This window comes from Corynebacterium sp. CNCTC7651 (genome assembly GCF_021496665.1).
GTDB lineage: Bacteria > Actinomycetota > Actinomycetes > Mycobacteriales > Mycobacteriaceae > Corynebacterium.
In genome coordinates, this window is record NZ_CP071246.1 from 750,955 (window position 1) to 775,154 (window position 24,200).

19 protein-coding genes, 1 tRNA gene and 2 pseudogenes are annotated in these 24,200 nt (G+C 67.4%); 7 read left to right on the forward strand and 15 right to left on the reverse strand.

Annotation, left to right across the window (positions count from 1 at the left end):
• Window position 1: 1 nt before the first annotated feature.
• Window positions 2-472, forward strand: coding sequence for a 2'-5' RNA ligase (locus tag JZY91_RS03720; protein WP_370639257.1), 471 nt, complete (start codon window positions 2-4; stop codon window positions 470-472).
• A gap of 4 nt (window positions 473-476) precedes the next feature.
• On the opposite strand, the gene JZY91_RS03725 is transcribed toward JZY91_RS03720, so the two are convergent.
• The 5 genes and pseudogenes from JZY91_RS03725 to JZY91_RS03740 form a co-directional block, all read right to left on the reverse strand.
• Window positions 477-1,274, reverse strand: coding sequence for a spermidine synthase (locus JZY91_RS03725; protein WP_234948623.1), 798 nt, complete (start codon window positions 1,272-1,274; stop codon window positions 477-479).
• On the reverse strand, window positions 1,262-1,483 hold the full coding sequence (locus JZY91_RS03730; RefSeq protein WP_234949155.1) for a hypothetical protein: 222 nt from the start codon (window positions 1,481-1,483) through the stop codon (window positions 1,262-1,264). The genes JZY91_RS03725 and JZY91_RS03730 overlap by 13 nt, the downstream gene beginning before the upstream one ends.
• A gap of 69 nt (window positions 1,484-1,552) precedes the next feature.
• A pseudogene (locus tag JZY91_RS11820) lies at window positions 1,553-1,753 on the reverse strand (MFS transporter); the annotation flags it as partial.
• 370 nt (window positions 1,754-2,123) lie between these two features.
• A pseudogene (locus JZY91_RS11825) lies at window positions 2,124-2,597 on the reverse strand (MFS transporter); the annotation flags it as partial.
• A gap of 111 nt (window positions 2,598-2,708) precedes the next feature.
• Window positions 2,709-4,328: a DUF4185 domain-containing protein gene (locus tag JZY91_RS03740; protein ID WP_234948624.1), complete on the reverse strand. Its 1,620-nt coding sequence runs from the start codon at window positions 4,326-4,328 to the stop codon at window positions 2,709-2,711.
• A gap of 123 nt (window positions 4,329-4,451) precedes the next feature.
• Here JZY91_RS03740 and fdnG point away from each other — a divergent pair, with 123 nt between their 5' ends.
• The 3 genes from fdnG to nrfD are packed head-to-tail and all read left to right on the forward strand — an operon-like array spanning window position 4,452 to window position 9,829.
• Window positions 4,452-7,721, forward strand: a complete 3,270-nt coding sequence (fdnG, locus tag JZY91_RS03745; RefSeq protein WP_234948625.1) for a formate dehydrogenase-N subunit alpha — start codon at window positions 4,452-4,454, stop codon at window positions 7,719-7,721.
• 6 nt (window positions 7,722-7,727) lie between these two features.
• Window positions 7,728-8,747: a 4Fe-4S dicluster domain-containing protein gene (locus tag JZY91_RS03750; RefSeq protein ID WP_234948626.1), complete on the forward strand. Its 1,020-nt coding sequence runs from the start codon at window positions 7,728-7,730 to the stop codon at window positions 8,745-8,747.
• Window positions 8,747-9,829 carry an NrfD/PsrC family molybdoenzyme membrane anchor subunit gene (gene nrfD / locus JZY91_RS03755; RefSeq protein WP_234948627.1) on the forward strand — a complete coding sequence of 361 codons (1,083 nt, stop codon included), beginning with the start codon at window positions 8,747-8,749 and terminating at the stop codon, window positions 9,827-9,829. The genes JZY91_RS03750 and nrfD overlap by 1 nt, the downstream gene beginning before the upstream one ends.
• Before the next feature lie 23 nt (window positions 9,830-9,852).
• On the opposite strand, the gene selD is transcribed toward nrfD, so the two are convergent.
• Complete coding sequence (gene selD, locus JZY91_RS03760; RefSeq protein WP_234948628.1) at window positions 9,853-10,830, reverse strand: selenide, water dikinase SelD; 978 nt, start codon at window positions 10,828-10,830, stop codon at window positions 9,853-9,855.
• A 24-nt stretch (window positions 10,831-10,854) separates the two neighbouring features.
• Between selD and JZY91_RS03765 the strand changes: the two genes are divergently transcribed.
• The 3 genes from JZY91_RS03765 (at window position 10,855) to selB (ending at window position 14,031) form a co-directional block, all read left to right on the forward strand.
• Window positions 10,855-10,949, forward strand: a tRNA-Sec gene (locus tag JZY91_RS03765).
• A 20-nt stretch (window positions 10,950-10,969) separates the two neighbouring features.
• Window positions 10,970-12,268 carry an L-seryl-tRNA(Sec) selenium transferase gene (gene selA / locus JZY91_RS03770; RefSeq protein WP_234948629.1) on the forward strand — a complete coding sequence of 433 codons (1,299 nt, stop codon included), beginning with the start codon at window positions 10,970-10,972 and terminating at the stop codon, window positions 12,266-12,268.
• Window positions 12,265-14,031: a selenocysteine-specific translation elongation factor gene (gene selB / locus JZY91_RS03775; RefSeq protein ID WP_234948630.1), complete on the forward strand. Its 1,767-nt coding sequence runs from the start codon at window positions 12,265-12,267 to the stop codon at window positions 14,029-14,031. The genes selA and selB overlap by 4 nt, the downstream gene beginning before the upstream one ends.
• A 6-nt stretch (window positions 14,032-14,037) precedes the next feature.
• Here selB and JZY91_RS03780 read toward each other — a convergent pair whose 3' ends face one another.
• The 9 genes from JZY91_RS03780 to JZY91_RS03820 all read right to left on the reverse strand — a co-directional run bounded on the left by JZY91_RS03780 (window position 14,038) and on the right by JZY91_RS03820 (window position 24,194).
• On the reverse strand, window positions 14,038-14,460 hold the full coding sequence (locus tag JZY91_RS03780; RefSeq protein ID WP_234948631.1) for a cupin domain-containing protein: 423 nt from the start codon (window positions 14,458-14,460) through the stop codon (window positions 14,038-14,040).
• Window positions 14,461-14,545: 85 nt separating this feature from the next.
• Window positions 14,546-15,691 carry a hypothetical protein gene (locus JZY91_RS03785; protein WP_234948632.1) on the reverse strand — a complete coding sequence of 382 codons (1,146 nt, stop codon included), beginning with the start codon at window positions 15,689-15,691 and terminating at the stop codon, window positions 14,546-14,548.
• A gap of 31 nt (window positions 15,692-15,722) precedes the next feature.
• Window positions 15,723-16,652, reverse strand: a complete 930-nt coding sequence (locus tag JZY91_RS03790) for a DUF808 domain-containing protein (RefSeq protein WP_234948633.1) — start codon at window positions 16,650-16,652, stop codon at window positions 15,723-15,725.
• A 97-nt stretch (window positions 16,653-16,749) separates the two neighbouring features.
• Window positions 16,750-18,732, reverse strand: coding sequence for an ABC transporter ATP-binding protein (locus tag JZY91_RS03795; protein ID WP_234948634.1), 1,983 nt, complete (start codon window positions 18,730-18,732; stop codon window positions 16,750-16,752).
• The gene (locus tag JZY91_RS03800) at window positions 18,729-19,691 is read right to left on the reverse strand and encodes an ABC transporter permease (RefSeq protein ID WP_234949042.1); all 963 of its coding nucleotides are present in this window, start codon (window positions 19,689-19,691) and stop codon (window positions 18,729-18,731) included. Before JZY91_RS03800 ends, JZY91_RS03795 begins: the two co-directional genes overlap by 4 nt.
• A 70-nt stretch (window positions 19,692-19,761) precedes the next feature.
• Window positions 19,762-20,745: an ABC transporter permease gene (locus JZY91_RS03805; protein ID WP_234948635.1), complete on the reverse strand. Its 984-nt coding sequence runs from the start codon at window positions 20,743-20,745 to the stop codon at window positions 19,762-19,764.
• Between the two features lie 149 nt (window positions 20,746-20,894).
• Complete coding sequence (locus JZY91_RS03810) at window positions 20,895-22,700, reverse strand: ABC transporter family substrate-binding protein (protein ID WP_234948636.1); 1,806 nt, start codon at window positions 22,698-22,700, stop codon at window positions 20,895-20,897.
• Between the two features lie 282 nt (window positions 22,701-22,982).
• Window positions 22,983-23,519, reverse strand: a complete 537-nt coding sequence (locus tag JZY91_RS03815; RefSeq protein WP_234948637.1) for a DUF402 domain-containing protein — start codon at window positions 23,517-23,519, stop codon at window positions 22,983-22,985.
• A gap of 3 nt (window positions 23,520-23,522) precedes the next feature.
• Entirely contained in the window at window positions 23,523-24,194 is a 672-nt protein-coding gene (locus JZY91_RS03820; protein ID WP_234948638.1) for a hypothetical protein, read from the reverse strand.
• Window positions 24,195-24,200 lie beyond the last annotated feature (6 nt).

The following is a 24,200-nucleotide window of genomic DNA, read 5'->3' on the forward strand; positions in this document are numbered from 1 at the left end:
CGTGACGACGGAGCAGGAACATGCCATCCGGGACATCTACCGCGCCCTTGCCGCCCGCGGCCTGCCGGAGCAGCACCAGCGCCCGCGAATCTCGGTGACGTTCGCGCCGACGATGGACCGCCGCGTGGTGGGGGAGGCGGCGGTGACCCTGCCGCCGTGTATGCCGGCTACGCTCCGCCGCGTGGGCACCGTTGTCTTTGGCACGAAGTCGAAGCAGACCGTCGCCTGGCTCTTGGAGGCGCCCGAGGAGCTAGAGCTTGCTTCACGACGGTTGAGTGCAATGAACCCGGACGGCTGCGGCGACCGTTGGATCCCGCACCTCACCATGGGGCTGCGTATCCCGAAGGCGATCGTGCCCGCCTACATCGAGGCGCTCGCCGAGGTCACCTCGCCGCACTTCAACGAACTCACCGCCGAGCGCGCCGCGTTCTACCAGCCGAGCCTGGGCGCGGAACTGAAATTCTCAGGCTGAAGTTCTAGTCGTGGTTGGGTGCGGCGCCGTCAATGAGCTCTGCACCGTCGCGCCACTGCGCGTCTGCGCTGGCCAGCGCGTGGTCGAACGTCAAGGGCGCGTCCGAGGCGGCGACCACCACGTTGCCGTACGCCCGCCCGTCCAGCATGGCGGCGGGGGCGGCGGCTGCGGTGTGTCGAAAGAGCGTCGATAAGCCAGCGAGCTCCGCTCGCGTGACGGGGAGCCCGGCGCGGTCCCCGATGTTGGCCACGAAGAGCCCGCCCGCGGCGAGTGCGCGGCGCACGGCGCGGAAGTACTCCACCGTGGTCAGCGGGCGCGGCGTGGTGGGGCCGGCGAAGACGTCGCGCACGATCACATCCGTGGAGCCCGGCACAAGCGCGTGCGTGAACGCGCGGGCCTCGGCGACGGTGATCTGCACCGGCGGGTCGAACGCCCAGCGCACCAGGCGGGCGAGACCGCGGTCCACCTCCACGGCCGTGTTGCTGCTTTCCCAGCGGTGCGCGACGTAGGCGGGCAGCGCGCAACCGGCGGCGCCTAGGTGGACGGCGGTGAACGGCTCGGCGAGGGCGTGGCCTGAGATGAAGCCGGCGATCCAGCGCATGTAGTCGTACTCCAACACCTCCGGCGCGCCGGGCACGACGTAGGAGGACGGGACGCGGTTGACCTCCAGGATGTACGCGCCGTCGCGCTGCGGGTCGGCGACGATAGCGGCCTCGCCCGTGTCGATCGGGTACGTGCCCGCGATGCGCTTCTTCGCGGCGCGGGGCTTGCGCCCGCCGGAGGTGCCGCCTAGTTGTTCCATGATTGGGTCTTGGCGAAACCGCAGGCCAGTGCCGCGCCAGCGAGCAACACGGCGCAGGGCAGCCAGATGGTGGTGCTCATGGCCTGGGCGAACGGTTCGTGGAGCGCTTCCGGCAGCGGGCCGGCGAAACCGCCTCCGGCGCCCGGTGCGGCGGCGCTGGCGTTATCCCCCAAGCGAGCGTTGAGCTGGGCCGATATCATCGCCGCCACAGCCGCGGAGCCGATGACCGCGCCGATCTGGCGCATGGTGTTGTACACGCTCGAACCGGCGCCGGCCAGCGCAGGCTCCAGGTTGCGGGTGGCCACCATGGACAGCGGTCCCCACATCATCGAGTTGCCCACGCCGTAGAGCACAGAGGCAAGATACATCCACCGCGGGTCCACGGCTGGGGTGGCGATGAGGGCGGTCATGGCGATTGCCAAAGCTGCCGTCGATAAGCCTGCAATGGCGAAAGGCTTGGGGTCGTGCGAGTTGGTCAGTTTCCCATTCCTGCACGGTCTGGACGTAGATCATCCACGGGATGGCGAAGGTGGACACGGCGAAACCGACGGTGGCGATGGTCAAGCCCGCGAGCGTGAAGTTGCGGTTGGTGAAGAGACGGAGCGGCACCAGCGCGTCGTCCCCGCGGCGGGTTTGCCAGCGCCCGAAAGCGGCGAGCAGCACCGCGCCGGCGGCGAGCAGCGCCCAGAAACGCCAATCCCACCCGAAACGCTGCGCCTCCTGAATGCCGAAGACCAAGCAGAACATGCCGAAGGCGCTGAGGCCCGTACCGACCCAGTCGAAGTTGCGGTTCGTGCGTTCGAGTTTGGGCACGAAGATCCACGCGAGGATGAGGCCCACGATGCCGACGGGCGCGTTGACGTAGAAGATCCAGGGCCAACCGCCGGTATCCACAAGCAGACCGCCGAGGAGCGGCCCGGTGACGGTGGCCAGGCCAGCGGTGGCGCCCCACACGCCCATCGCGCCGCCGCGCTCGCGGGGGGAGAACGTGCGGATCATCACCGACATGGTCTGCGGCGTGACCAACGCGCCGCCGAGGCCCTGGACGGCGCGGGCGGCGATCAGCGCCGCGGCCGAATCGGCCAGACCGCATGCCAGGGACGACGCCGTGAACAGCGCCAGGCCGATGAGGTAGATGGTGCGCGGGCCGTAGCGGTCCCCGAACCGGCCGGTGATCAGCAGGGGCACCGCATACGCCAAGAGGTACGCGCTGTTAACCCAGATGACCTCGTTGTACGTCGCGTCCAAGCTTTCCGCGATCGCCGGAATGGCCACGGAGACGATGGTGGAATCCACCAGGATCATGAAGAATCCCAACATCATCGCCCAGAGCGCCGACCAGGGGGAACGGCCGGGCTGGGTGCGGGATCGCCTCTCTTGCGTGGTCACCGAGGAGATTTTACGCGCCCGGCCTGGAGCTGAAACGGCCCGGCGCTAGAAGGGCAGCGCGCCCCGCACCTGCGGCGGCAAGAGCGGGCGCAGCGTCTGCCAGTTCACCGCCACGAGACCCGCGACGGTACCCAGCACCGCGAGCACCACCAGCGCCACCTCGGCGTCGCTCGAACCCTGCGCCTCGGGTGACGGCGCGGGCGGCGGTGGCGGCGGGGTGGCTGGCGGTTCCACGATGGTCAGGCGCGATACGTGGGTACTGTTCGACGTGACCCCGAAGAACGTATCCAGCCCCTCCACGTTGAATTGCGTGGCCATGTACCGGCTGTCGTTTTCGGTGTTCCACTGCGAGACCACGATGCCCATGTTCTTCAGCGTCGAGCCGGGCACGATGTAGCCGCCGTACGGCTGGGACCAGTTCAGCGGCGTCTGCTCCTTGCTCCAGGAGCCATGCTTGGCGACGGTCGCCACCGGCACATCGTCCCAATCCCGCGCAATCGTCGGGGAGACGCGCACCTCGATGGCCAGGGTGGCCTCGTTGAACATGGAGAGCACCCAGTGGCCGTCGATGTAGCGCAGGCACATTTCCCCGGCCTTCATGCCCTGATCCAGGATCGGCGCGCCGCTGTCGCCCCACTCGCCGGTGGACGGGGTGTAGAGCTGCCATTTCGAGCGATCGCCCATGTCCTCCTCGGTGAAGCGGGCGAGGTAGACGGGGTCCCGGCGGGTGAAGGACGTGGTCACGGCGTAGATGTAGCCGTCCGGGCCCGGGGTCCAGGAGAGCAGCTCGCCCATCGAGTCCATGTAATTTTTCGGCGTGGTGCCCACGCTGCGCCAGGACTTGCCCATGTCGTCAGAGCGCCAGATTTCGCTGTGCGTGACGTTGCCCAGGCCGTAGTTCCACATGCCCTGCAGGTACAGCGTGCCGCCGACGTTGATGATGTCGGAGGGGATGAGGGTGAGGTTGGTGTGCTCGTAGCGCCCGTAGGCGATCATCTGCTCCACGCGCTTGCCGCGGCCGAGCGGGGAGAGGATCTCAATCGCGCCGTCGCCGTCCACTTTCGCGGTCACGCCCACTGGGCTCATCCACTCGCCTTGGCCGATGCTGCCGCCGCGGAAAGAATCGCCGAAGACCATGGCGAAGGTGCCGTCGCCGAGCGAGACCATGGCACCCAGGTCGCCGGAGCGCACGCCCACGTGGGCGGAGTAGGGGCCGAGCACGTCGCCACGGTTCTGGATGGTTAACCCCTGCGACGTCACCACCGGCTGGGACGGGTACTTCTGCAGCGGGCCCGCGGGCAGCGGGGTGGGGGTAGCGGCCGAGTCGGAGGGGCTCGACGATCCCTTCGACGAGCCCGAGCTGGAGCGCCGGTGCGCGGCCGAGGACGCGGAGCGCGGTTCAGCCGCCTCCGCTTCGTCCGGCTCCGCCTCGGCGACGGACGGCTCCACCGACGTCGCGTCCGGGTCATCTACTGGGGCCGGGGGCTGCACACTCGCCGTCGCCTGCACCGTCAGCCGGGTCTTCGCCGTCGCCGCCTGCACCGTCGCGGTTTCCTCCCCGCCGGCGGCGCGGATCGGGGCTTCCGGAGCGGAACACGCGCCGAGCACAAGCGTGCCGACGGTCGCAGCACTGACAAGTGCCAGGGTTTGGGCGGAGCGGGGCATGCTGGGGGTCCCTTTGAGAGGTTGAAGTGAGCGTCGATAAGCATGACAACCGTAACAAAGAACGCAGCCCGTGCCCGGGAAAGAAACGGGGGGAGTGGGGTGCGATGGGCTAGGGTTGGGGGCATGTCACGGTTAAGTCCCCTGAACTGGCCGGTAGTGCGCCAGTTGCGCGACGGAGATCTCTTCGCGCGCGGCGAGCACACGGAATCGGCCCGCACGAAGGACATGCAGGGCCGCATCGTTGACGCGGACCGCGTGGTCAAAAGCGTGTGCCCCTATTGCGCGGTCGGCTGCGGCCAGCGCGTGTACGTCAAGGATGACAAAGTCATCCAGATTGAGGGAGATCCGGATTCCCCGCACTCCCGCGGCCGCCTGTGCCCGAAGGGTGCGGCATCTGAGCAGCTGGTCAACGCGCCGAACCGGCTCAGCGACATCCTGTACCGCGCCCCGCGCGCGAAGGAATGGGTGAAGCTGGACCGCGAAACCGCGCTGGAGATGGTCACGGACCGTTTTATGGAGGCGCGCGAGAACGGCTGGCAGGACACCGACGAGAAGGGTCGGCCGGTGCGCCGCACCATGGGCATCGCCGGCCTCGGCGGCGCGGCCATGGATAACGAGGAGAACTACCTGATTAAGAAGCTCTGGACCGCCTCCGGCGCGGTGCAGATCGAAAACCAGGCCCGCATATGACACTCCTCCACGGTTCCCAGTTTGGGATCCTCGTTTGGACGTGGCGGCGCAACCCAGCCGCTGCAGGACATGGCAAATGCGGACTGCATTGTCATCCAGGGCTCGAATATGGCGGAAGCGCACCCGGTGGGCTTCCAGTGGGTTATCGAGGCTAAGAACCGCGGTGCGCGGATTATCCACGTGGACCCGCGTTTCACCCGCACCTCCGCGGTGGCGCACAAGCACATCCCGATCCGCGGCGGCTCCGACGTGGTGCTGCTCGGTGCCGTGATCAACTACGTGCTGGAGAACAACCTGTACTTCGAGGAGTACGTCAAGGCGTTCACCAACGCGTCCACGATCATCAGCGACGATTTCCGCGACACCGAGGATTTGGACGGGCTTTTCTCCGGGTATGACCCGGAGACGGGCGCGTACGACAATTCGTCGTGGCAGCCGAAGCCGGCCTGGGACGCGCAGGTCTCCTGGGACGTGGAGAAGGATGAGACGCTGGAAGATCCGCGCTGCGTGTTCCAGATTCTCAAGCGCCACTACTCCCGCTACACCCCGGAGATGGTGGAGAAGGCCTGCGGCATTTCGCAGGAGGACTTCTTCTACCTGGCGAACTCCATCGCGGAGAACTCCGGGCGCGAGCGCACCACGTGCTTCGCGTACGCGCTGGGCTGGACGCAGCACACCATGGGTGCCCAGTTCATCCGCACCTGCGCGATCCTGCAGCTGCTGATGGGCAACGTCGGCCGCCCGGGCTCCGGCATTATGGCGCTGCGCGGCCACGCCTCCATCCAGGGCTCCACCGACGTGCCGACGCTGTTCCACCTGCTGCCCGGCTACCTGCCGATGCCGCAGGCGGAGGTGCAGACGTGGGATCAGTACCTGGACGCGATTGCGAAGCGCGACCAGAAGGGTTTCTGGCAGAAGGGCGACACCTATGCCGTGTCCCTGATGAAGACCTACTGGGGCGACGCGGCGACGGAGGACAACAACTGGGGCATGGACCTCATGCCGCGCCTTACCGGCGCGCACTCCACGTACCACACGCTGCAGCTCATGCTGCAGGGCTTGGTGGACGGCTACTTCGTCTTCGGCCAGAACCCCGCCGTGGCGCAGTCGAACGGCCACATGCAGCGCATGGCGCTGTCCAAGCTGAAGTGGCTGGTGGTGCGCGATTTCCAGGAGATCGAGACCGCGACGTTCTGGAAGGACTCGCCCGAGATCGCGTCCGGCGACCTGGTCACCGAGGAGATTGACACCGAGGTGTTCCTCTTCCCGGCCGCGAACCACGTGGAGAAGGCCGGCACGTTCACGCAGACGCAGCGCATGCTGCAGTGGCGCTTCAAGGCCAAGGATGCGCCGGGCGATGCGGACAGTGACTTGCAGTTCTTCTACGAGCTGGGCTGCCGCATCAAGGACCGCGTGAAGGATTCCACCGATCCGCGCGACCTGCCGCTGCAGAAGATCACGTGGGACTACGAGCTTGATAGCGATGGAGAGATTGACGCCGAGAGCGTTCTGCGCGAGATCAACGGCTACTACCTCTCCGGCCCGCGCAAGGGCGAGCTGGTGGACAAGTTCGCCGACCTGAAGGCGGACGGCTCCACCTCCTGCGGCTGCTGGATCTACTCCGGCGTGTACGCGGGCGGCGTGAACCGCGCCGCCAACAAGCGCCCGGGCTCCGAGCAGAACGAGATGGCGCTGGACTGGGGCTGGGCGTGGCCGATGAACCGCCGCGTGCTGTACAACCGCGCCTCCGCTGATCCGGACGGCAAGCCGTGGTCCGAGCGCAAGAAGCTGGTCTGGTGGGACGAGGACCAAGAGAAGTGGGACTCCAACGACGTGGTGGACTTCCCGGTGGACCGCGCGCCCGGCTACAAGCCGGACCGCGACGCGGTTGGCCCGGCAGCACTCGCTGGCGATGACCCGTTCATCATGCAGCCGGACGGCAAGGGTTGGCTCTTCGCCCCGCGCGGCATGGTGGATGGGCCGATGCCCACCCACTACGAGCCGCAGGAATCCCCGTTCCCGAACTTCCTGTACGCGCAGCAGCAGTCCCCGTCCCGCATTGTCATGCGCGGGCCGAACAACCTCTCCGCCCCGAACTACGGCGAGGAGGGCACGGACGTGTACCCGTACATGCTGAACACGTACCGGTTGACGGAGATGTACACCTCCGGCGCCATGACACGCACCCTGCCGTACCTGGCGGAGCTGCAGCCGGAGCTGTTCTGCGAGGTCTCGCCGGAGCTGGCCGCCAAGGCCGGCCTGACGCACGGCGAGTGGGCGACCATCATCTCCCCGCGCGGCGCGATTGAGTCGCGCGTGCTGGTGACGGACCGCATCCAGTCCCTGGTCATCGGGGACCGCGAGTACGAGCAGGTGGGCATGCCGTTCCACTACGGGCAGGGCAAGTACGCCGAGGTTGAGGGTGACGGCCCGAACGACCTTTTGGGCATCATGCTGGACCCGAACGTGAACATCCAGGCCTCCAAGGTCTCGGCCGTGGACATTCGTCCGGGCCGCCGCCCGCGGGGCGCAGAGCGCGACGAGCTGGTGCGCGAGTACCAGCGCCGCGCCGGACTGACGGAGGACACCGGCTCCACCCTGGGCAACAAGAAGGCCGAGGAAGCGGCGGGCCTGCACGACGACGTCGAGGATGGCGCCGAGGTGGACAACACGAAGCACAACATGTCGGAGAGGGAGGGATAGACGCCGATGACCACGAAGAATCGGGTGACAGAGGCGCCCTACAACATCGGCTACGACCGCGCGGAGCGCAAGGCGTTCTTCACCGACACCTCCATCTGCATCGGCTGCAAAGCCTGCGAGGTGGCGTGCAAGGAGTGGAACCGCAACCCGCAGGACGGCAGCTACGAGTTCTCCGGCATGTCCTACGACAACACCGGCTCCCTCGGCGCGGACACGTGGCGCCACGTGGCGTTCATCGAACAGTCCGAGGACCAGATCGAACGCGCCCGCGAAGAAGGTGCGCGCCTGATTTCCCTCGGCATGCCGGGCGTCGGCGCGGCTGAGGTGCGGGAGGCGACCCCGGAACCGTCGTCAATCATGCCCCAGGACACGCCCGATTTCCGCTGGCTGATGTCCTCCGACGTGTGCAAGCACTGCACCAACGCCGGCTGCCTGGACGTGTGCCCGACCGGTGCGCTCTTCCGCACCGAGCACGGCACCGTGGTGGTGCAGGACGACGTGTGCAACGGGTGCGGCACCTGCGTCGCCGGCTGCCCGTTCGGGGTCATCGAGCGGCGTGCCGACGGCGGCGTGGAGAAGCGCAACGACCGTTCCCCGCGCATCGGCGAAGACTTCACCGCAGGTGAGGTGGCGCCGATCAAGAACGTCGGCGTGGCGCAGAAGTGCACGATGTGCTTCGACCGCCAGGCGGTAGGCGAGGGCCCCGCGTGCGCGAAGACGTGCCCGACGACGTCGATCAAGTACGGCTCCTACGACGAGATGCTGGCCACCGCCCGGGCGCGCGTGGCCGAGCTGCACGCGCAGGGCCAGACCGAGGCGCGGTTGTACGGCGCCAACAGCGAGGACGGCGTGGGCGGCACCGGGTCCATCTTCCTGCTGCTGGATGCGCCCGAGGTGTACGGCCTGCCGCCGGACCCGCAGGTGCCCACGGCGAACCTGCCGGCGATGGCGAAGCGGGCCGCGGTGGCCGCGGCCGGCCTCATCGGTGCCGCAGCGGCAGCGTTTGCGATTGGAGGGCGCGGGTAATGGCAGAGTTCGATAGCTTCCGTCCGCCGGAGGAGCCACGCCGCCCGAAGGGGCAGCGCACGCCGGGGCAGCGCAAGCAGCGACGCGGCGAGGAGCTCATGGTTCCGCGCGCGGAGTTCGAGCAGTACGACTCTTATTACGGTCGCCCGATTGTGAAGTTCCCGCCGTGGGAGTGGCCGATCGCCGGCTACCTCTTCCTCGGCGGCGTGGCGGGCGGCTCCGCGCTCTTGGGCGTTGGCGCCGGTGCCACGGGCAACCGAGAGCTGCAGCGCAACGCGCGCATTGCCGCTGCTGGCGCTTCCGCGCTGGGGTCCGCGTTCCTGGTGGCCGACTTAGGCCGCCCGGAGCGGCTGCTCAACATGTTCCGCGTGTTCAAGCTGTCCTCGCCGATGTCGGTGGGGTCCTGGATCCTGGGGTCCTTCTCCTCGGCGGCTGCGCTCGCCGCTGCGGCCGAGGTGGATGAGCTGACCGGCGAGATCCTTCCGCTGCCGAAGTTCGCCCGCAGTTTCCTGCAGGCCGCGGCGACGCCGGCCGGCGTGTTCTCCGGACTCATGGGTGCGCCGCTTGCGGTCTACACCGCGGTGTTGCTCGGCGATACCTCCGTGCCACTGTGGCAGGATGCGCGCGAGGAGTTGCCAGGACTGTTTGTCTCCTCGGCTGCGTCGGCGGCCTCGGGCGCTGCGCTCGTAGCCACCTCCACGGCGAACAACGGCCCGGCCCGCGCGCTCGCGGCGATCGGTGCCGCTTCCGACATCGCGGCGACGAAGCGCCTCGAGCGCAATCTCCACGAGCCGCTGGAGGAAACGCTTCACGACGGCAAAGCAGGCACCCTGCTCAAAGCCGCCGAGGTGTGCGTCGCCGCGGGCGGCGTCGGGGCTGCCGTGGGCGGGCGCAACCGCGTCATCGCCGCGCTGTCCGGCGTTGCGCTGTTGACCGGATCCTGCCTCACCCGCTTCGGCATCATGGCCGCGGGCAAGCGCTCGACCGAAGACCCGAAGTACGTGGTGGAGCCGCAGCGCGCCCGCCTGGCCAAGCGCCGGGAGCGGGGCAACGTGGCAGACTCCATCACCACTGCGGGCTAGAAACGCGGGCCTGGAACCGCGGGCTAAACCACTCGCACGCGCCCGGTGCCGGCGACTGTCTCGCCGATCACCGGGTAGCCCGGCACCTCGCCGATCACCAGCAAACCGCCGGAGGTCTGCGCGTCCGCGAGCACGAGGAGTTCCTCCTCGCCCAAGTCCGAATCCACATGCGGGCGCACCCAATCCAAGTTGCGGCGCGAACCGCCCGGCACGAATCCGTCCTGAAGGGTTTGCAAGGCGCCGTCGATAAGCGGGACGCTCCGGAAGTCCACCACGGCGTCGACGCCGGAGGCGCGCGCCATCTTGAACAGGTGCCCCAGCAGGCCGAAGCCGGTGACATCGGTGGCAGCGCGCGCGCCGGCGGCCACGGCGGCCTCGGACGCGGCGCGGTTCAGCGTGGTCATCACGGCGATCGCCTCGTCGAACCACTCGCCGGTGGCCTTGTGCCGGTTGTTCAGCAGGCCGGAGCCGATCGGTTTGGTCAGGGTGATGGGGAGGCCGGCTTCGGCGGTGTCGTTACGCATGAGCCTCGCCGGGTCCGCGGTGCCAGTCGCAGCCATGCCGTAGATCGGCTCGGGCGCGGAGATGGAGTGCCCGCCGGTGACGGAGATGCCGGCCTCGGTGGCGGCGTCGAGCCCGCCGCGCAGCACCTCGCGGATGAGCTCCTGCGGCAGCACGTCGCGCGGCCATCCGAGCAGGTTAATCGCGGTGATGGGGGTGCCGCCCATGGCGTAGACATCGCTCAGCGCGTTGACTGCGGCGATCTTGCCCCAGGTGTACGCGTCATCCACCACGGGGGTGAAGAAATCGGCGGTGGAAATCACTGCGAGGTCATCGCGCACGCGGATCGCGGCGGCGTCATCGCCGTCGTCTAGGCCGACGATCACGTTCGGGTCCGCGAAGCCGACCAGGCCGGCCACCGCGTCCTCGAGCTCGCCCGGCGGGATCTTGCAGGCGCAGCCGCCGCCTGCGGCAAATTGGGTCAAACGGATTTCGCTCATACCCGCATGGTAGCGTCACCGCACGGAGGCGTACGTGTCCTGGTGGGCGCCCCAGTCTTCAAAACTGGTGAGGTCGAGCATCTCGGCCTGGCAGGTTCGATTCCTGTCCGTCTCCGCCATACGTTGCTAGGGAGGCACCATGGACCCGCGCCGCGCCATTCCGCGCACCGATGCATTGCTCGCGCTTGTCGACGCTTCTTCGCACCCGCCCTTACATCCCGCGAGCCTCAAGGCCATCGCTGCGCGGACGCAGGAACGGGCGCGACGCGGCGAGATCGCGCCGGGGGATGTGGAGGCCGAGTTCTTGGCGGGGGTGGCGCGTGGTGCGTCCACACTGACGCCGGTGATCAATTGCACCGGCGTGGTGGTGCACACCAACGTCGGCCGCGCGCCGCTCGGAGATGGCGCGGTGGAAGCGATGGCGCGCGCGGCCGGGTACGTGGACGTGGAGATGGATTTGGCCCGCGGGGAACGCTCCCGCGAGCGCGGCAAGCAGGCCACCGACGCGCTGCTGGCCGCGTGCCCCGCAGCGGAAGACGCGCTGGTGGTGAACAACGGCGCGGCTGCGCTCTTGCTTGCGGCGGCGACGTTCGCGGAACACAGCAAACTGGTGATTTCGCGCGGCGAGTTGATCGAGATCGGTGCCGGGTTCCGTCTGCCCGAGTTGATCGAGTCCGCGCGCGTGGAGCTTGTGGAGGTAGGCGCGACCAATCGCACCCACCCGGCGGATTACGAGCGCGCCGCCGCTGCCGGGGCGAAGGCGCTTCTGAAGGTGCACCCGTCAAATTACCGGGTGGAAGGGTTTACGTCGCAAGTCAGCGTGGCGGAGCTGCGCGTGATCGCGGACGCGCACGGGGCGGCGCTGATTGTGGATACCGGCTCCGGCCTGCTCGCGCCGGATCCGGCGCTGCCGGACGAGCCTGACGCGACAACCGCGCTGCGGGCGGGAGCGGACGTGGTGCTGTTCTCCGGCGACAAGCTGCTCGGCGGCCCGCAGGCCGGGGTGGTGCTGGGCCGCGCGGAGGCGATCGCGGCGATGCGCAAGCACCCGCTGGCGCGCGCGGTGCGGATCGACAAGGTGCGCCTTGCCGCGCTGGAGGCGACGCTTCGGCTGGCGCACAACCCCACGCACGCGTACCTGCACGCCGATCCCGCGCAGCTCAAGGCCCGCGCCGATGCGCTGGCCGCCGCTACCGGCGGTGAGGTCGTGCCCCACGACGGCCGCGTCGGCGGCGGGGGAGCGCCCGGCCACCCGCTTCCGGGCTGGGCCGTGCGTTACGACGCTTCCTTTGCAGCGCCCCTGCGCCACCGCAACCCCGCAGTGCTGGGGCGCGTGCACGGCGGTCACCTGCTGATAGACCTGCGCTGCGTGCCGGAGGACCGCGACGGCGAAGTCGCCGCCGCGGTGCGGAACGTGATCGAGGAGGCGGGGAAGTGAGCTACGTCGTCGCCACCGCCGGGCACGTAGACCACGGCAAATCCACCCTGGTCAAGCGCTTGACCGGCATGGAGCCGGACCGCTGGGAGGAGGAACGCCAGCGCGGGTTAACTATCGACCTGGGGTTTGTGTGGGCCGACATCGACGGCCAGGATGTCGCCTTCGTGGACGTACCGGGGCACGAGCGCTTTATCGCCAACATGCTCGCCGGTGTCGGCCCGGCCCCGGCGGTGATGCTGGTCGTGGCAGCGGATGAGGGCGTGATGGCCCAGACCGTGGAGCACATGGCGGCCATCGACGGCTTCGGCATCCGCACCGGCGTGATTGCGGTGACGAGGGCGGATCGGGCTGAAGGGGAGCGTCGTCAAACAACGCGTGCCCAGATCGCAGACGCGGTGGCGCGCACCACGCTCCAGGACTGGCCCGTGGTGGAGGTCTCCGCCGTCACCGGCGAGGGGCTGGACGAGCTGCGGACCGCGCTGGCCGAAGTGCTGCGGGCGGCGCCGGCACCGGACGCGGGGGCGCGGGTGCGGTTCTGGGTGGACCGCTCCTTCACGGTCAAGGGCGCGGGCACGGTGGTGACGGGCACGCTCACCGCGGGCACGATCCGCCCGGGCGACACACTTGCATTGCGCGGCGAGGAGGTCCAGGTGCGCTCCGTGCAGTCGGAGGACGCCCCGATCGACACCGCGACCCCGGCGCGTCGCGTGGCGCTGAATCTGCGCGGCGTAGACGCGGAGCGCGTGGGGCGCGGGGACGCGCTGACCACCCCGGGCGCATGGCACCGCACCGCCTTGGTGGACGTGGTGCTTGCGGTATCGCCGCCGGAGGGCGGCACATGCGAGGAGTTGCCGCGCGAGGCCGTGGCGCACATCGGCACCGCGGGCGTGGGCTGCCGGGTCCGTTCGCTCGGGCCGGCGTTCGCGCGGCTGACGCTGGAGGAGCCGCTGCCGCTCACACTCGGCGACACGATCGTGCTGCGCGGCACCGGCGGCCAGCGCATTTTGGCCGGCCTGACCGCGATTGACGTGGACCCGGAGCCGTTCACCCGCCGCGGCGACGCCGCCCGCCGAGCCGAGGAGCTCGATCCGGACCCGGACGTGAGCAGGGAGATCGCGCGCCGCGTCGCCGTTACGCCGGCGCACCTCGCGCGCCTCGGCTTCGAGGTGGGCGACACCCCGCCGGCGGGGTCTATCGCGTTTGCGGGCTACTGGATCCGCGCCGAACAGGTCATGTCGTGGAAAGAGCAGCTCATCGCCGCCGTGGCCGAGTATGAACAAGCGAATCCGCTGGGTGCGGGGTTGTCGGTGGGGGCGGGCGTCGAAAAGCTTGGGCTCCCGGATGCCAAGCTGCTCCCGCTCGCGGCGGCCGCGGCGAAACTCACGGTGCGCGGCGGCGTGATTAGCTCCGGGCGCGACCTGGACCTAGGGCCCGGGATTGCGAAGTTGGAGGCGCACCTCGAGCGCGACCCGTTCGCCGCGCCCGAGGCGCGCGACCTGGAGGCGTGGCACGTGGGTGCGAAGGAGCTCGCTGCTGCGGAGCGCGCGGGGCGAGTCATCCGTATCGCGGACGGCGTGGTGCTGCTGCCGGACGCGCCCGCCCGCGCCGCGGCGCTGCTGCGCGGCATCGAGCAGCCGTTCACCGCCTCCGACGCGCGCAAGGCGTGGGGCACAACGCGCCGCGTGGCCATCCCGCTGCTTGAACTGCTCGACGCGCAAGGAAAAACCCGCCGCGTGGCAGGCACGCAGCGGGTTGTGGTCTAGCGGATTTTAAACGCCGTCCGTCTCAGCCGGGTCGTTGTCCGCGTCCGCCTTCGTCTCGTGGCGGGTGCCCGGCTCGTGCTCTGCCGGGGCGTAGATGGAGTACAGCTTCGCCGGCGCGTCCGACTCATTGACAAAGTTGTGCCACTTGCCGGCCGGGACGAACGCCGCCCAGTCCGCGCTGACAACCTGGTCAACCTCGAGGTCATCCTCGCTCGCGCCGATCTGCGCGCGCAGCTCGCCCTCTTCGAGGCGGAGGAACTGGTCGTGATCATCGTGGATCTCGGCGCCGATCTCGCCGCCGACCGGAATCGTCATCACCGTCAGCTGCAGGTTCTTGCCGGTCCACAGGGTGTCGCGGAACGCCTCGTTGTCCAGCGTGGCCTTCTCGATGTCCACCACGTACGGGTTGGGGCCGTGATCGTTGCTCATGAGTGCTCCTTAGAATTCGCGGTTACGTACGTTTCCCACGGTAGCGACATTTCCCCGACACAGGCCACACTTACTGAGGTTTCGCTTACTTACGGTGCCGCCCCGCACCGCGTTTACCTGCGGCGATGCGCGCGTTGCGCCGCAGCCGCACCTTCTCCACCTCGGTGAGGTACTCGCTGGCGGCTTGGGGCATATCGCTTATCGACGACACCTTTCCCGCCACCTGCTTCACTTGCGCATGCTGCTCCTCCGGCGCGGCGTGACGCGCTCCGCGCACCTGGTCGTCCGGGATGTCCACGCGTCCGAAGATCTCTGTGGGGGCGGCGACGTCTTCGGGTCGGTCGGTGCCCGCGAGCGAGACGTAGCGCGCCGTGTGGCGCGGGCGGGGCGCGTCCTCCGGTGCCATGACGTGGTCCCGCTCCACGGTCACACCCCAGGATCCGTCGGCGAACTCCGTGATCTGCCACGGCACCAGCGGGCGCGGGTCCGGCACCTTGAGCGCGGGCACTGTCTCCAGGCCCTCCTCTGGGCCGGCGACGGAAAGCGCCGCCATGCCGTCGAGCAGGAACGCGCGGGCGTAGATGGGGCCGGGCTCCACTGCGGGCTGGGTGAGCCTGGCGAGGTCTGCCGCGGCGTCCTCGAGAATGTAGCCCAATTCCTCGTTGTCCGCCGCGTCGAAGCCGCCGAGCACCTTATCGCCCAGCGTCGCGGCCACAGCTTCGCCGATGCGGTGCAGCGCCACGAACCATTGGCCGGGGGAGCGGGCGATCAGTTCTTCCGCGGTGAATTCCCCCCTTGCGGTGTCCACCACCATCATGTCGCCCGGGGGGAGCACGGTTGCGCCCTGGGGAACGTCGTTACGCGGCACCGCGAGCACCGGCGGAGGGAGGAGAACCTGGACGCGGAACGTGCCTGTTGCGGGGTCCAGTGCCACGGCTGCGGTGGTGAGGGGGCGGAGCAGGGAAGCGTCGATACGTATGAAATCCGTAAACCGCGCGCGGTCGGGGGCGGGCACCTCGCCCAGCACGGGACCCTGCGCCCCGCCGTCCCCGATGCGGCGCACCCGCCACGTGCCCGTGAGCGGGTTCGGCTCCAACGCGACGCGCAGGTACGCGGTGCCCACGTGGGTGCCGAACTCGGCGAAGAGCAGCGCCTGGATGGTGCCGGTGACGTCGATTTCCTCCGCCGCCGCCCACACGGACGGCGCGAGGGGGTAATGGCGAGTGCTCATTGCACCACCTTAACCCGCACCGAGACCGTGCTTAGGCTGCGGCGGTTTCCTTGGTGCGGGCCTTGCCCACGAGCTTCACAATGGCGACGATGATGAAGCCGGTGATCAGGCCGAAGACCAGGGAGACGCCGGTGTCCACCAGCCAGCCGGCGAACCCGCCGCCGACGGCCTCCGCGCCGCGCTCGATGATGTCGTGCGGCCAGTGCCAGCCGAACACCTCGTGGAAGCCGCGCACGATCAGGTGGCCGCCCACCCACAGCATGGCGATGGTGCCAATCACGCCGATGGCGTTCAGCACGTGCGGCATGCCCTTCACTAGGGCGCGGCCGGTGCGCGGGGCGTTGCCGCGCTCGATCATGCCGCGGCCGATGTCGTCGATCTTCACCAAGAGCGCAACCGCGCCGTACACCGCAATGGTGATGAAGATGCCCACCGCGATAAGCACGGCGGCTTCCATCCAGATGGACTGGTCCGCGACCTCATCCAGCGCGATGATCATGATCTCCGCGCTGAGGATCAGGTCGGTGCGGATTGCGCTGTTGACCAGCGTTTCCTCGTCCTCCGGCGACTTGTTCACCGCGCGCTCTTGCTCCGCCTCGCTGTCAGCGGTGAGCTTGTGCAGGATCTTCTCGGCGCCCTCGAAACACAGGTACGCGCCGCCGAGCATGAGCAGCGGCGTGAGGGCCCACGGGGCGAACGCGTTGAGCAGGAGCGCGATCGGCAGGATGATGAGCAGCTTGTTGCGCAGCGAGCCCTTGGTGATCTTCCAGATCATCGGCAGCTCGCGCGCCGGGGTGACGTTGGAGACGTACTGCGGCGTCACTGCGGCATCGTCGATGACCACGCCGGCTGCCTTCGCGGACGTCTTCGCGGTAAGGGCCGCGACATCGTCGACGGAAGCGGCGGCGGTGCGGGCGATCAGTGCAACGTCATCAAGCAGGGCGAGGAGGCCACCGGCCATGCAGGATCCTTTCAGAAGGAAATAAGCAACGGGAAAAGAAAATACCACCTCCCGCGCGCTTGCGGGAGATGGCTTTTCGACGATCGCAGGAAGACGCTTAGACAGTCGTTTCCGTGCCCGCCGGGGCATCCGGGTTGTAGCGGATGCGGGTGCGGCCGCGCTCCACGTCCGGATCCGGAATCGGAATCGCGGACAGCAGGGCCTTGGTGTACGGGTGCTGCGGGTTGTCGAAGACCTCGTCCGCCTCACCAAACTCCACGAAATCGCCCTTGTACATCACCGCCACGCGGTCGGAGAGGTGGCGCACCACAGACAGGTCGTGGGCGACGAAGAGGTAGGACAGGCCCAGCTCCCGCTTGAGGGATTCGAGCAGGTTGATCACACCGGCCTGGATGGATACGTCGAGCGCGGACACCGGCTCATCCAGCACGATGATCGCCGGGTTAGTGGCCAGCGCGCGGGCGAGGCCGATGCGCTGGCGCTGGCCGCCGGAGAAGTGGCCCGGGAAGCGGTCGATCTGGGACTCGTCGAGGCCCACGGTGCGCATGAGCTCCGCGATGCGCGCGTCCTTGTCCCCCTCGTAGCCCAGCGCGTCCAGCGGCTCCTGGATGATCTCCTTGACCGTCATGCGCGGGTTGAGCGAGCTCATCGGGTCCTGGAACACCATCTGCAGGTTGCGGCGCGCCTTCTGGCGGGTCGAGGTGGTGAACTTGGAGGCGTCCTCGCCGCAGATGACGATGCGGCTGCCCGGTGCCGGGTCCAGGTTCATGATTTCCAGCAGCGTGGTGGTCTTGCCGGAGCCGGACTCGCCCACAATGGCCATGCACTCGCCGGCGCGCAGGTCGAAGGACACGTTCTTCACCGCGTGCACGGTGCCCACGCGGCGCTTCACCAGCGCACCCTTGGTCAGCGGGAACTCCTTGTTCAAGTTCTCCACCTCGAGGGTGACCTCGCGCTCCTCGCGCGGGATGCCCGCGTACTTATCCTCCGGCAGGACCGGGGTGGGATAGAGGGGCTTGCCATTCAGTTTGCCGCCCTGGATTTCGTCGTAACGAATGCAGGCAACCTCGTGGTTCGCCACGTCGCCCACCTGGATCATCGGCGGCTCGCCCTCCAGGCACGCCTCCACAGCGATGGGGCAGCGCGGGGCGAACTGGCAGCGGGCCTTCATGTTCACCAGCTTCGGCGGCGTGCCCTCGATGTAGGTCAACGGCTCCGTGGACGGCTGGTCCACGCGCGGGGTGGAGCCGAGCAGACCGATGGAGTACGGCATGCGCGGCTGCTTGAAGATGGTGTGCACGTCGCCCTTCTCCACCGGGCGGCCGCCGTACATCACCAACACGTCGTCGGCGGTGCCGGCAACCACGCCCATGTCGTGGGTAATCATGATGCAGGCGGCGCCGGTCTCGCGCTGGGCCACCTTGATCACATCCAGGATCTGGGCCTGGATGGTCACGTCGAGCGCCGTCGTCGGCTCGTCCGCGATGATGATGTTCGGGTTGTTCGCAATCGCGATAGCGATCACCACACGCTGGCGCATACCGCCGGAAAACTCGTGCGGGAAGGACTTCAGGCGCTTCTTCGGCTCCGGGATGCCCACGAGGTCCAGCAACTCCGCGGCGCGGTCCAAAGCCTTACCCTTCGGAATGTTGTCGTGCGCCTGCAGGGCTTCGACGAGCTGGGTGCCGATGTCATACACCGGGGTCAACGCGGAGAGCGGGTCCTGGAAGATCATGCCGATCTCTTTGCCGCGAATCTTCGACATCTGCTTGTCGTTCTTCGTCAGCAACTCTTCGCCGCCGTACATGACGGAGCCGGAGACCTTCGCGTACTCCGGCAGCAGGCCCATGATGGCCATGGAGGTCACGGATTTGCCGGAGCCGGACTCGCCCACGATGCCCAGGGTGCGGCCCCGGTAGAGGTCGAAGTCAACGCCGCGCACGGCGGAGACGACGCCGGCCTCGGACGGGAACGACACGTTGAGGCCGCGGACGCTGAGCACCGGGTCGCCGTACGGCTGATTCTGTGCGGCTGCGTTGTCGGCCGCGTTGTCGCCGCCGTTGAAAATGCTGGTTGTCATGCTCGGCCTCCGGAGTTCGAGTTCGGGTCAAACGCGTCGCGCATGCCGTCGGCGATAAACGCGAGCGAGACAGTGAGCAGGGTAAGCACGATGGCCGGGAAGTAGAACTGCCACGGCGTGGTCAACAGCGTGCCGGTACCGGTCTGCAGCAGGGTACCCAAGGAAACGTCGGGAAGCTTCACGCCCAGGCCCAGGAAGGACAGCGCCGTCTCCGACATGATGGTGGAGACCACGCCCATCATGAACTGGATGATCAGCAGGGAAGAGACGTTGGGGATGATGTGGCGCACGATCGTCTTCGGGCGGGAGACACCCATGAAGCGCGCGGCGCGCACGTAGTCGTTTTCTCTGATTGAAAGTGCAAGCGACCAAATCACACGTGCCGGGTACATCCAGCCGAATGCGATGAGCACGATGGTGAGCACCTTCCAGTCACCACCGGAGCCGGAGACCAGCAGGGCGATCAGGAGGAAGGTCGGGACAGCCAGCATGAAGTGGATGACGGCCAGGACGACCCTCTCCAGCGAGCCGCCGTACAGCGCAGCACCTGCGCCGATGATGGCGGAGAGGATAGTGATTGCCAACGCTGCGGGCACCGCGATGGTCAGGGAGCGGCCGAGGCCGTGCACAACCTGGGCGAACAGGTCATTGCCGGAGTCGGTGGTACCGAACCAGTGCTCGGCGCTGGGGCCGGTGGCCAGGTTGAAGAAGTCCGGCTCGTCGTACGCCCACGGGCTGATGAATTTGCCGAAGACGGCCAGGAGGACCAGCAGGAGGAAGATGATGGTGCCTACGACGGCCATGCGGTTGCGCAGGAAGCGTCGCAAGTAGATGCGCCCCTTGGACGTGCCGCGGAGGGAGGCTACCTGCGCTGGCGGCTCGTCGGTGACGACGCTGTCCGCCTGGCTGCTGGGGTCGGAGGTGGTGGTCATGTCGTTGACCGGGAGCGCGGCGTGCATCACACGCGTGCTGCCGCCCGCAGTTGTCTTGCGTGCCTCTTCAGGATTCCGGTTAGTCATAGCAGGCTCCTTAGCTCACGCGGACGCGGGGATCGAGGGCGACAACGAGGATGTCTGCCAGGATGGCGGACACCGCAGTCATGGCCGCGCCGAACGCGGCCACGGCCACCGCGCCGTGGACGTCGTTGCGGGAGATGGTCTGGATGAAGTACTGGCCCATGCCGTTCCAGGCGAAGATCCGCTCCGTCATCACCGCGCCGGTGAAAATACCCGGCACGGAGAAGGCGACGGAGGTGGCAACCGGGATCAGCGAGGTGCGCAGCGCGTGCTTGCGCACCGCCTGCGCCTTGGTCAGGCCCTTGGCGCGCGCGGTGCGCACGTAGTCCGCGTTCAAGTTGTCCAGCAGCAGCGTGCGCTGCATGAAGTGGTAGCCGGCGTAGGAGATGATCAGCAGCGACACGGTCGGCAGGATCAGGTGCTGGCCGAAATCGAGCGCCTTGTTCCATGCGCCCTCGACGCCGCTCGAGGTCGCGCCCGTGACGTAGAAGATGCGGCGGCCCGTCCACTCGTTGATCTTGATACCCAGCCACACCACGGCGATGGAGGCAACCACCACGTGCGTGTTCATGGTGATGATGGAGATGCCCTGCCAGATGCGGTCAGCCTTCTTGTACTGGCGCGACGCCGTGTACACACCGATGGCCACACCGATGACGATGGAGAGCAGCGTGGCCACCAGCGTCAGCTGCGCGGAGACCCAGATACGGAAGGAGATCTGCTCGTTCACCGAGTCGCCGAGCGGGGAGTTGCCCCAATCCCAGCGGGTGAGGATGCCGGTCAACCACGTCCACCAACGCTCCATAATTGGCGTGTTGGGGCTCAAGTTGTTCGGCAGCAGCAGGGCGTCAATCTGTTCTTCGCTCAAAGGTGGGCGGCGGCCTTGATAATTGGCGCGCGGATCCAGGAAGAAGCTAGCTAGGAAGAAAGTGATGTTGGTGGCCAAGAACACGATGAGGCCCCAGCTCAGGATCTTCCTGATCAGGTATCGAAACATTCTTACTCGCAGTCGGTTCGGTGCGTCCCGCGTCACACGGGCGGTAGCTTGGTGATGCAGTCTACGGGATGCAAAAATCCGCCGAAGCACGTGGCCCCGACGGATTCTTGCGGCGGCATCAGCGGACTAAGCGGTGAGCTTCAGGCTGCTTACTTCGCCCAGCCGACGTTCTCGACCGGTACCACGCCGAAGGACATGGCGCCGAAGTTCGCCAGACCCGGCTTGGTGGCAACCATCTCCGGGCCGTTCGCGTACGGCATGAGGCCGAACTCGCGGAAGGCTTCTTTCTCCAGCTCGTTGGCGCGGGCGATCTGCTTGTCCGCGTCCTCGATCTTCTGCAGCTCCTCGATCTTCTTGTCCATCTCGGCGGAGCCGGTGCCGGACTTGTTCAGCTCGGAGTCGGAGGAGAAGATCTGGCCGAAGTACGCAACACCGAACGGGTCGGAGGATGCGAAGCCGGACATGAACAGGTCGAAGTCGCGCTCGGAGGTGACCTTGGAGAAGTCGGAGCTCGGGCGCTCCTCAATCTGCACGTCGATGCCGACCTGCTTCAGCATTGCCTGGATAGCGGACGCGGAAGCCTGAACCATCGGGTTGTCGCCCAGCAGCACGTAGCGCACGGACAGCGGGTTGGAGGCATCGTAGCCTGCCTCCTCGAGCAGCTTCTTGGCCTTCTCCGGGTCGTACTGGACCACGGAGCCGAAGTTGTCCTCGTAGCCCGGCTGGGTCTGGAACAGGGTGAGGGAACCCGGGAGCTCCTCGGTGTAATCCAGGCCGTTGAAGCGGATGGCTGCGAGCTGGGAGCGGTCGATGGCGGTCATGATCGCCTCGCGCACCTTCGGGTCATCCAGGCCCGGAGCCTGAGAGTTGATGGTCATCAGGTAGGTAGCAGGGCGCAGTGCAACGCGGATGTCTGCGGCATCACCCATCTGCTTCGCGGTCTCGAGGCGGTCGCGGGTGCCAACGCCGGTAGCGTCGATCTCGCCTGCGCGGAAGGCGTTGATGGAAGCCTGGTCCTCCATTGCGCGGTAGGTGAAGCGCTCGAGCTTGGCCGGCTCGCCCCACCACTGCTCGTTGCGGACGAAGGAGACCTCGCCGGTCTCGAAGTTCACGTTCTCAACCTTGAACGGGCCAGCGCCCCACTCCGGGTGCAGCTGCTTCAGGTAGGCGTTCATGAACTTGTCAGCGGTGTCAACCTGCGGCGGCACCAGGCCGTCGAAGAGACCCTGCCACCGCTGCTTCAGGTAGGCGTTCATGAACTTGTCAGCGGTGTCAACCTGCGGCGGCACCAGGCCGTCGAAGAGACCCTGCCACCACGGGTACGCCTGCTTGAAAGTGACCACTGCCTGCTTGTCGTCGTCACCGCGGACCACGGACTCGATCAGCTCGTAGCCGTCGGTGGAGTTGACCTGCACGTCCGGGTTGGAGCCGTTGTTGAAGCGCCAGGTGTTCTCGTAGGCGGTCCAGTCGATCGGGGTGCCGTCGTTGTAGGTGGCGTCCGGGTGGATGGTGTAGGTGATCACGGTCTTGCCGTCCACAACATCCTCAGTCACGTCGGTGAGGTATGCCGGGTTCGGGTGGTAGGTGCCGTCACCATCCATGAGCGTCATGACCGGGTTGTACTTGGTCCACACGTTGCGGGTGTACAGGTTCATGTTCGCGTGGAAGAGGTTCTGCTGCTCAGCCAGCTCGGTGAGGGCCAGGGTCAGCTCGCCGCCGTCCTTGATCTGGTCGCGCTCGAGCGGGTTGTAGTCGCCGGCCGGCTTGACCTCGATGCCATTGGCGCCTGCGCCTGCGGTCTCGGTTGCGGCTGCGACGGTCTCGGTTGCCGTGTTGGTGGAGGTTGCAGTCTCGGTAGCGGTCTGGGTGTCAGCCTCGTTGCCGGAGCAGGAGGCCAGAACCAGGGAGACGGTGGAGAGACCAGCGATCGCGGCGACGCGGAAACGGTTCTTCATTTCGGCCGAGAATCCTTTCAGGTAAACCAACCGTTTGCGGTGGGCAGCGGTTGGAAAACGGTATTCGTGACGTGGCACCGACCATTCGGCGCCCCAGCTGACTGTGAAAGCGAACAGCACGTGAACAGAACGCAGACAGCGGGTTGCTGAGAAATCTAACCCAATGCGGGCCAGATCACAGCATTTTCAACAAGATTCTCCAGTCACAATTCGGCAAACTACCCCCGTCGCAAAGCAAAAAAAGCCCCTTAGCGGGGCTTTCATGCTTATCGACGATGGCTCTTAACCAACAGGCGAAAGTTCCACCTCGTCTGCCCATGTGAGCTCGATGCCCAGGGCGCGCAGCCACTCCATCGCGTCATCGCGGTGGCGGGTGATGCCTTCGACGGCGTTGAGTGTGACATCGATCGCCTTCTCCGCCTCTTCGGCGGTGATGAGGCCTGCGGAGGTGGCCGCCGCAAGCTCATCGATGTCCAGTACGTCGATCGGGTTGCCGGTGAGGGAGACCAGGTCCACGTACAGGTCGCGCGTGCGCCAGACGTCGCCGTCCGTATCAATGTCCGCGACGTCGAAGTAGAAATCCTGGTGGCGCTCCGCACCCTCGCGGAAGTGGAAGATGTTCGCGCGCAGGCCGAGCTCCGGCAGCAGCCAGCTCTCCAGGTAGCCGAAGTCCGGGTGGTCCGCGCCGCGGGCCATATAAAGGCCGAAGTCTGTCACACGGAACGTATCCACCTCGCGGAGGTAGCCCTTCGGGTCAATGTTGGTATTCCGCGACGTATCAAACGTCTCCTGCTTCACGGGGTGAAGATCAGTGCTCATCGTTTACCTCACGGAAAAAGTAGCGGCGGTTGGGGCGAAGGCGCAGACGTTGTCGGCGGTGCGAACGTGGCCGTCAATGACTGCGAGTACCCGTCCCGGACCCGTGTTAGCGGTGCCGGACAGGGTTGCTGGTCCTAACGGGTTTATCTGATTGTTACCAAGTTGTGTTACGCCCGTGCGCAAGTTGTCGATGTTGATCCAGTACGCACGCAGTTCACCTTGCTCCGGCGCGGCGGCCGGGGTGCCCAGGGCGGTGAACACGAATGTCGCCTCGCCGGGGCCCGCGCCCGGCGCTGGCGTGGTTGCGGGGCCGGGGACGACGAGCGCGGAGGCGGTGGAGTGCAAACCTTCACCGATGCAGTTGCTGGATACCGTGGGCCAGTAGAACTGGGTGAACGGGGGAGCGTCCTCCGGCAGCGGCGGCCCGCCCAGCTCGCCGGTGCCGGCGTAGAAGTTCACTGCGGTGCGCAGGGCGTTCGCCACCTGGGGCGGGACGAACGGCTGGTCGGCGAACGCGTTCACGCGCTGGACGGTGTGGTCGGTCGGGCGGCCAAGCTCGTCGAGGTACACCGACGACTGGGCCGCGGCCGGGGTAGCAGCTGCGGCACCGACCGCGATGGCGGCGGCGGCGACAGCGCACGTCGCGGCGCGCGTCAAGGGACGGAAGAAGCGCACGGCTCT

Excerpts from the sequence above, each read along its gene's own strand:
- JZY91_RS03725 (WP_234948623.1), bottom strand. The coding sequence starts at position 1,274 with ATGGAACAACTAGGCGGCACCTCCGGCGGGCGCAAGCCCCGCGCCGCG.
- JZY91_RS03740 (WP_234948624.1), bottom strand. The coding sequence starts at position 4,328 with ATGCCCCGCTCCGCCCAAACCCTGGCACTTGTCAGTGCTGCGACCGTC.
- JZY91_RS03750 (WP_234948626.1), top strand. The coding sequence starts at position 7,728 with ATGACCACGAAGAATCGGGTGACAGAGGCGCCCTACAACATCGGCTAC.
- nrfD (WP_234948627.1), top strand. The coding sequence starts at position 8,747 with ATGGCAGAGTTCGATAGCTTCCGTCCGCCGGAGGAGCCACGCCGCCCG.
- selD (WP_234948628.1), bottom strand. The coding sequence starts at position 10,830 with ATGAGCGAAATCCGTTTGACCCAATTTGCCGCAGGCGGCGGCTGCGCC.
- selA (WP_234948629.1), top strand. The coding sequence starts at position 10,970 with ATGGACCCGCGCCGCGCCATTCCGCGCACCGATGCATTGCTCGCGCTT.
- JZY91_RS03780 (WP_234948631.1), bottom strand. The coding sequence starts at position 14,460 with ATGAGCAACGATCACGGCCCCAACCCGTACGTGGTGGACATCGAGAAG.
- JZY91_RS03785 (WP_234948632.1), bottom strand. The coding sequence starts at position 15,691 with ATGAGCACTCGCCATTACCCCCTCGCGCCGTCCGTGTGGGCGGCGGCG.
- JZY91_RS03790 (WP_234948633.1), bottom strand. The coding sequence starts at position 16,652 with ATGGCCGGTGGCCTCCTCGCCCTGCTTGATGACGTTGCACTGATCGCC.
- JZY91_RS03795 (WP_234948634.1), bottom strand. The coding sequence starts at position 18,732 with ATGACAACCAGCATTTTCAACGGCGGCGACAACGCGGCCGACAACGCA.
- JZY91_RS03800 (WP_234949042.1), bottom strand. The coding sequence starts at position 19,691 with ATGCACGCCGCGCTCCCGGTCAACGACATGACCACCACCTCCGACCCC.
- JZY91_RS03805 (WP_234948635.1), bottom strand. The coding sequence starts at position 20,745 with ATGTTTCGATACCTGATCAGGAAGATCCTGAGCTGGGGCCTCATCGTG.
- JZY91_RS03810 (WP_234948636.1), bottom strand. The coding sequence starts at position 22,700 with ATGAAGAACCGTTTCCGCGTCGCCGCGATCGCTGGTCTCTCCACCGTC.
- JZY91_RS03815 (WP_234948637.1), bottom strand. The coding sequence starts at position 23,519 with ATGAGCACTGATCTTCACCCCGTGAAGCAGGAGACGTTTGATACGTCG.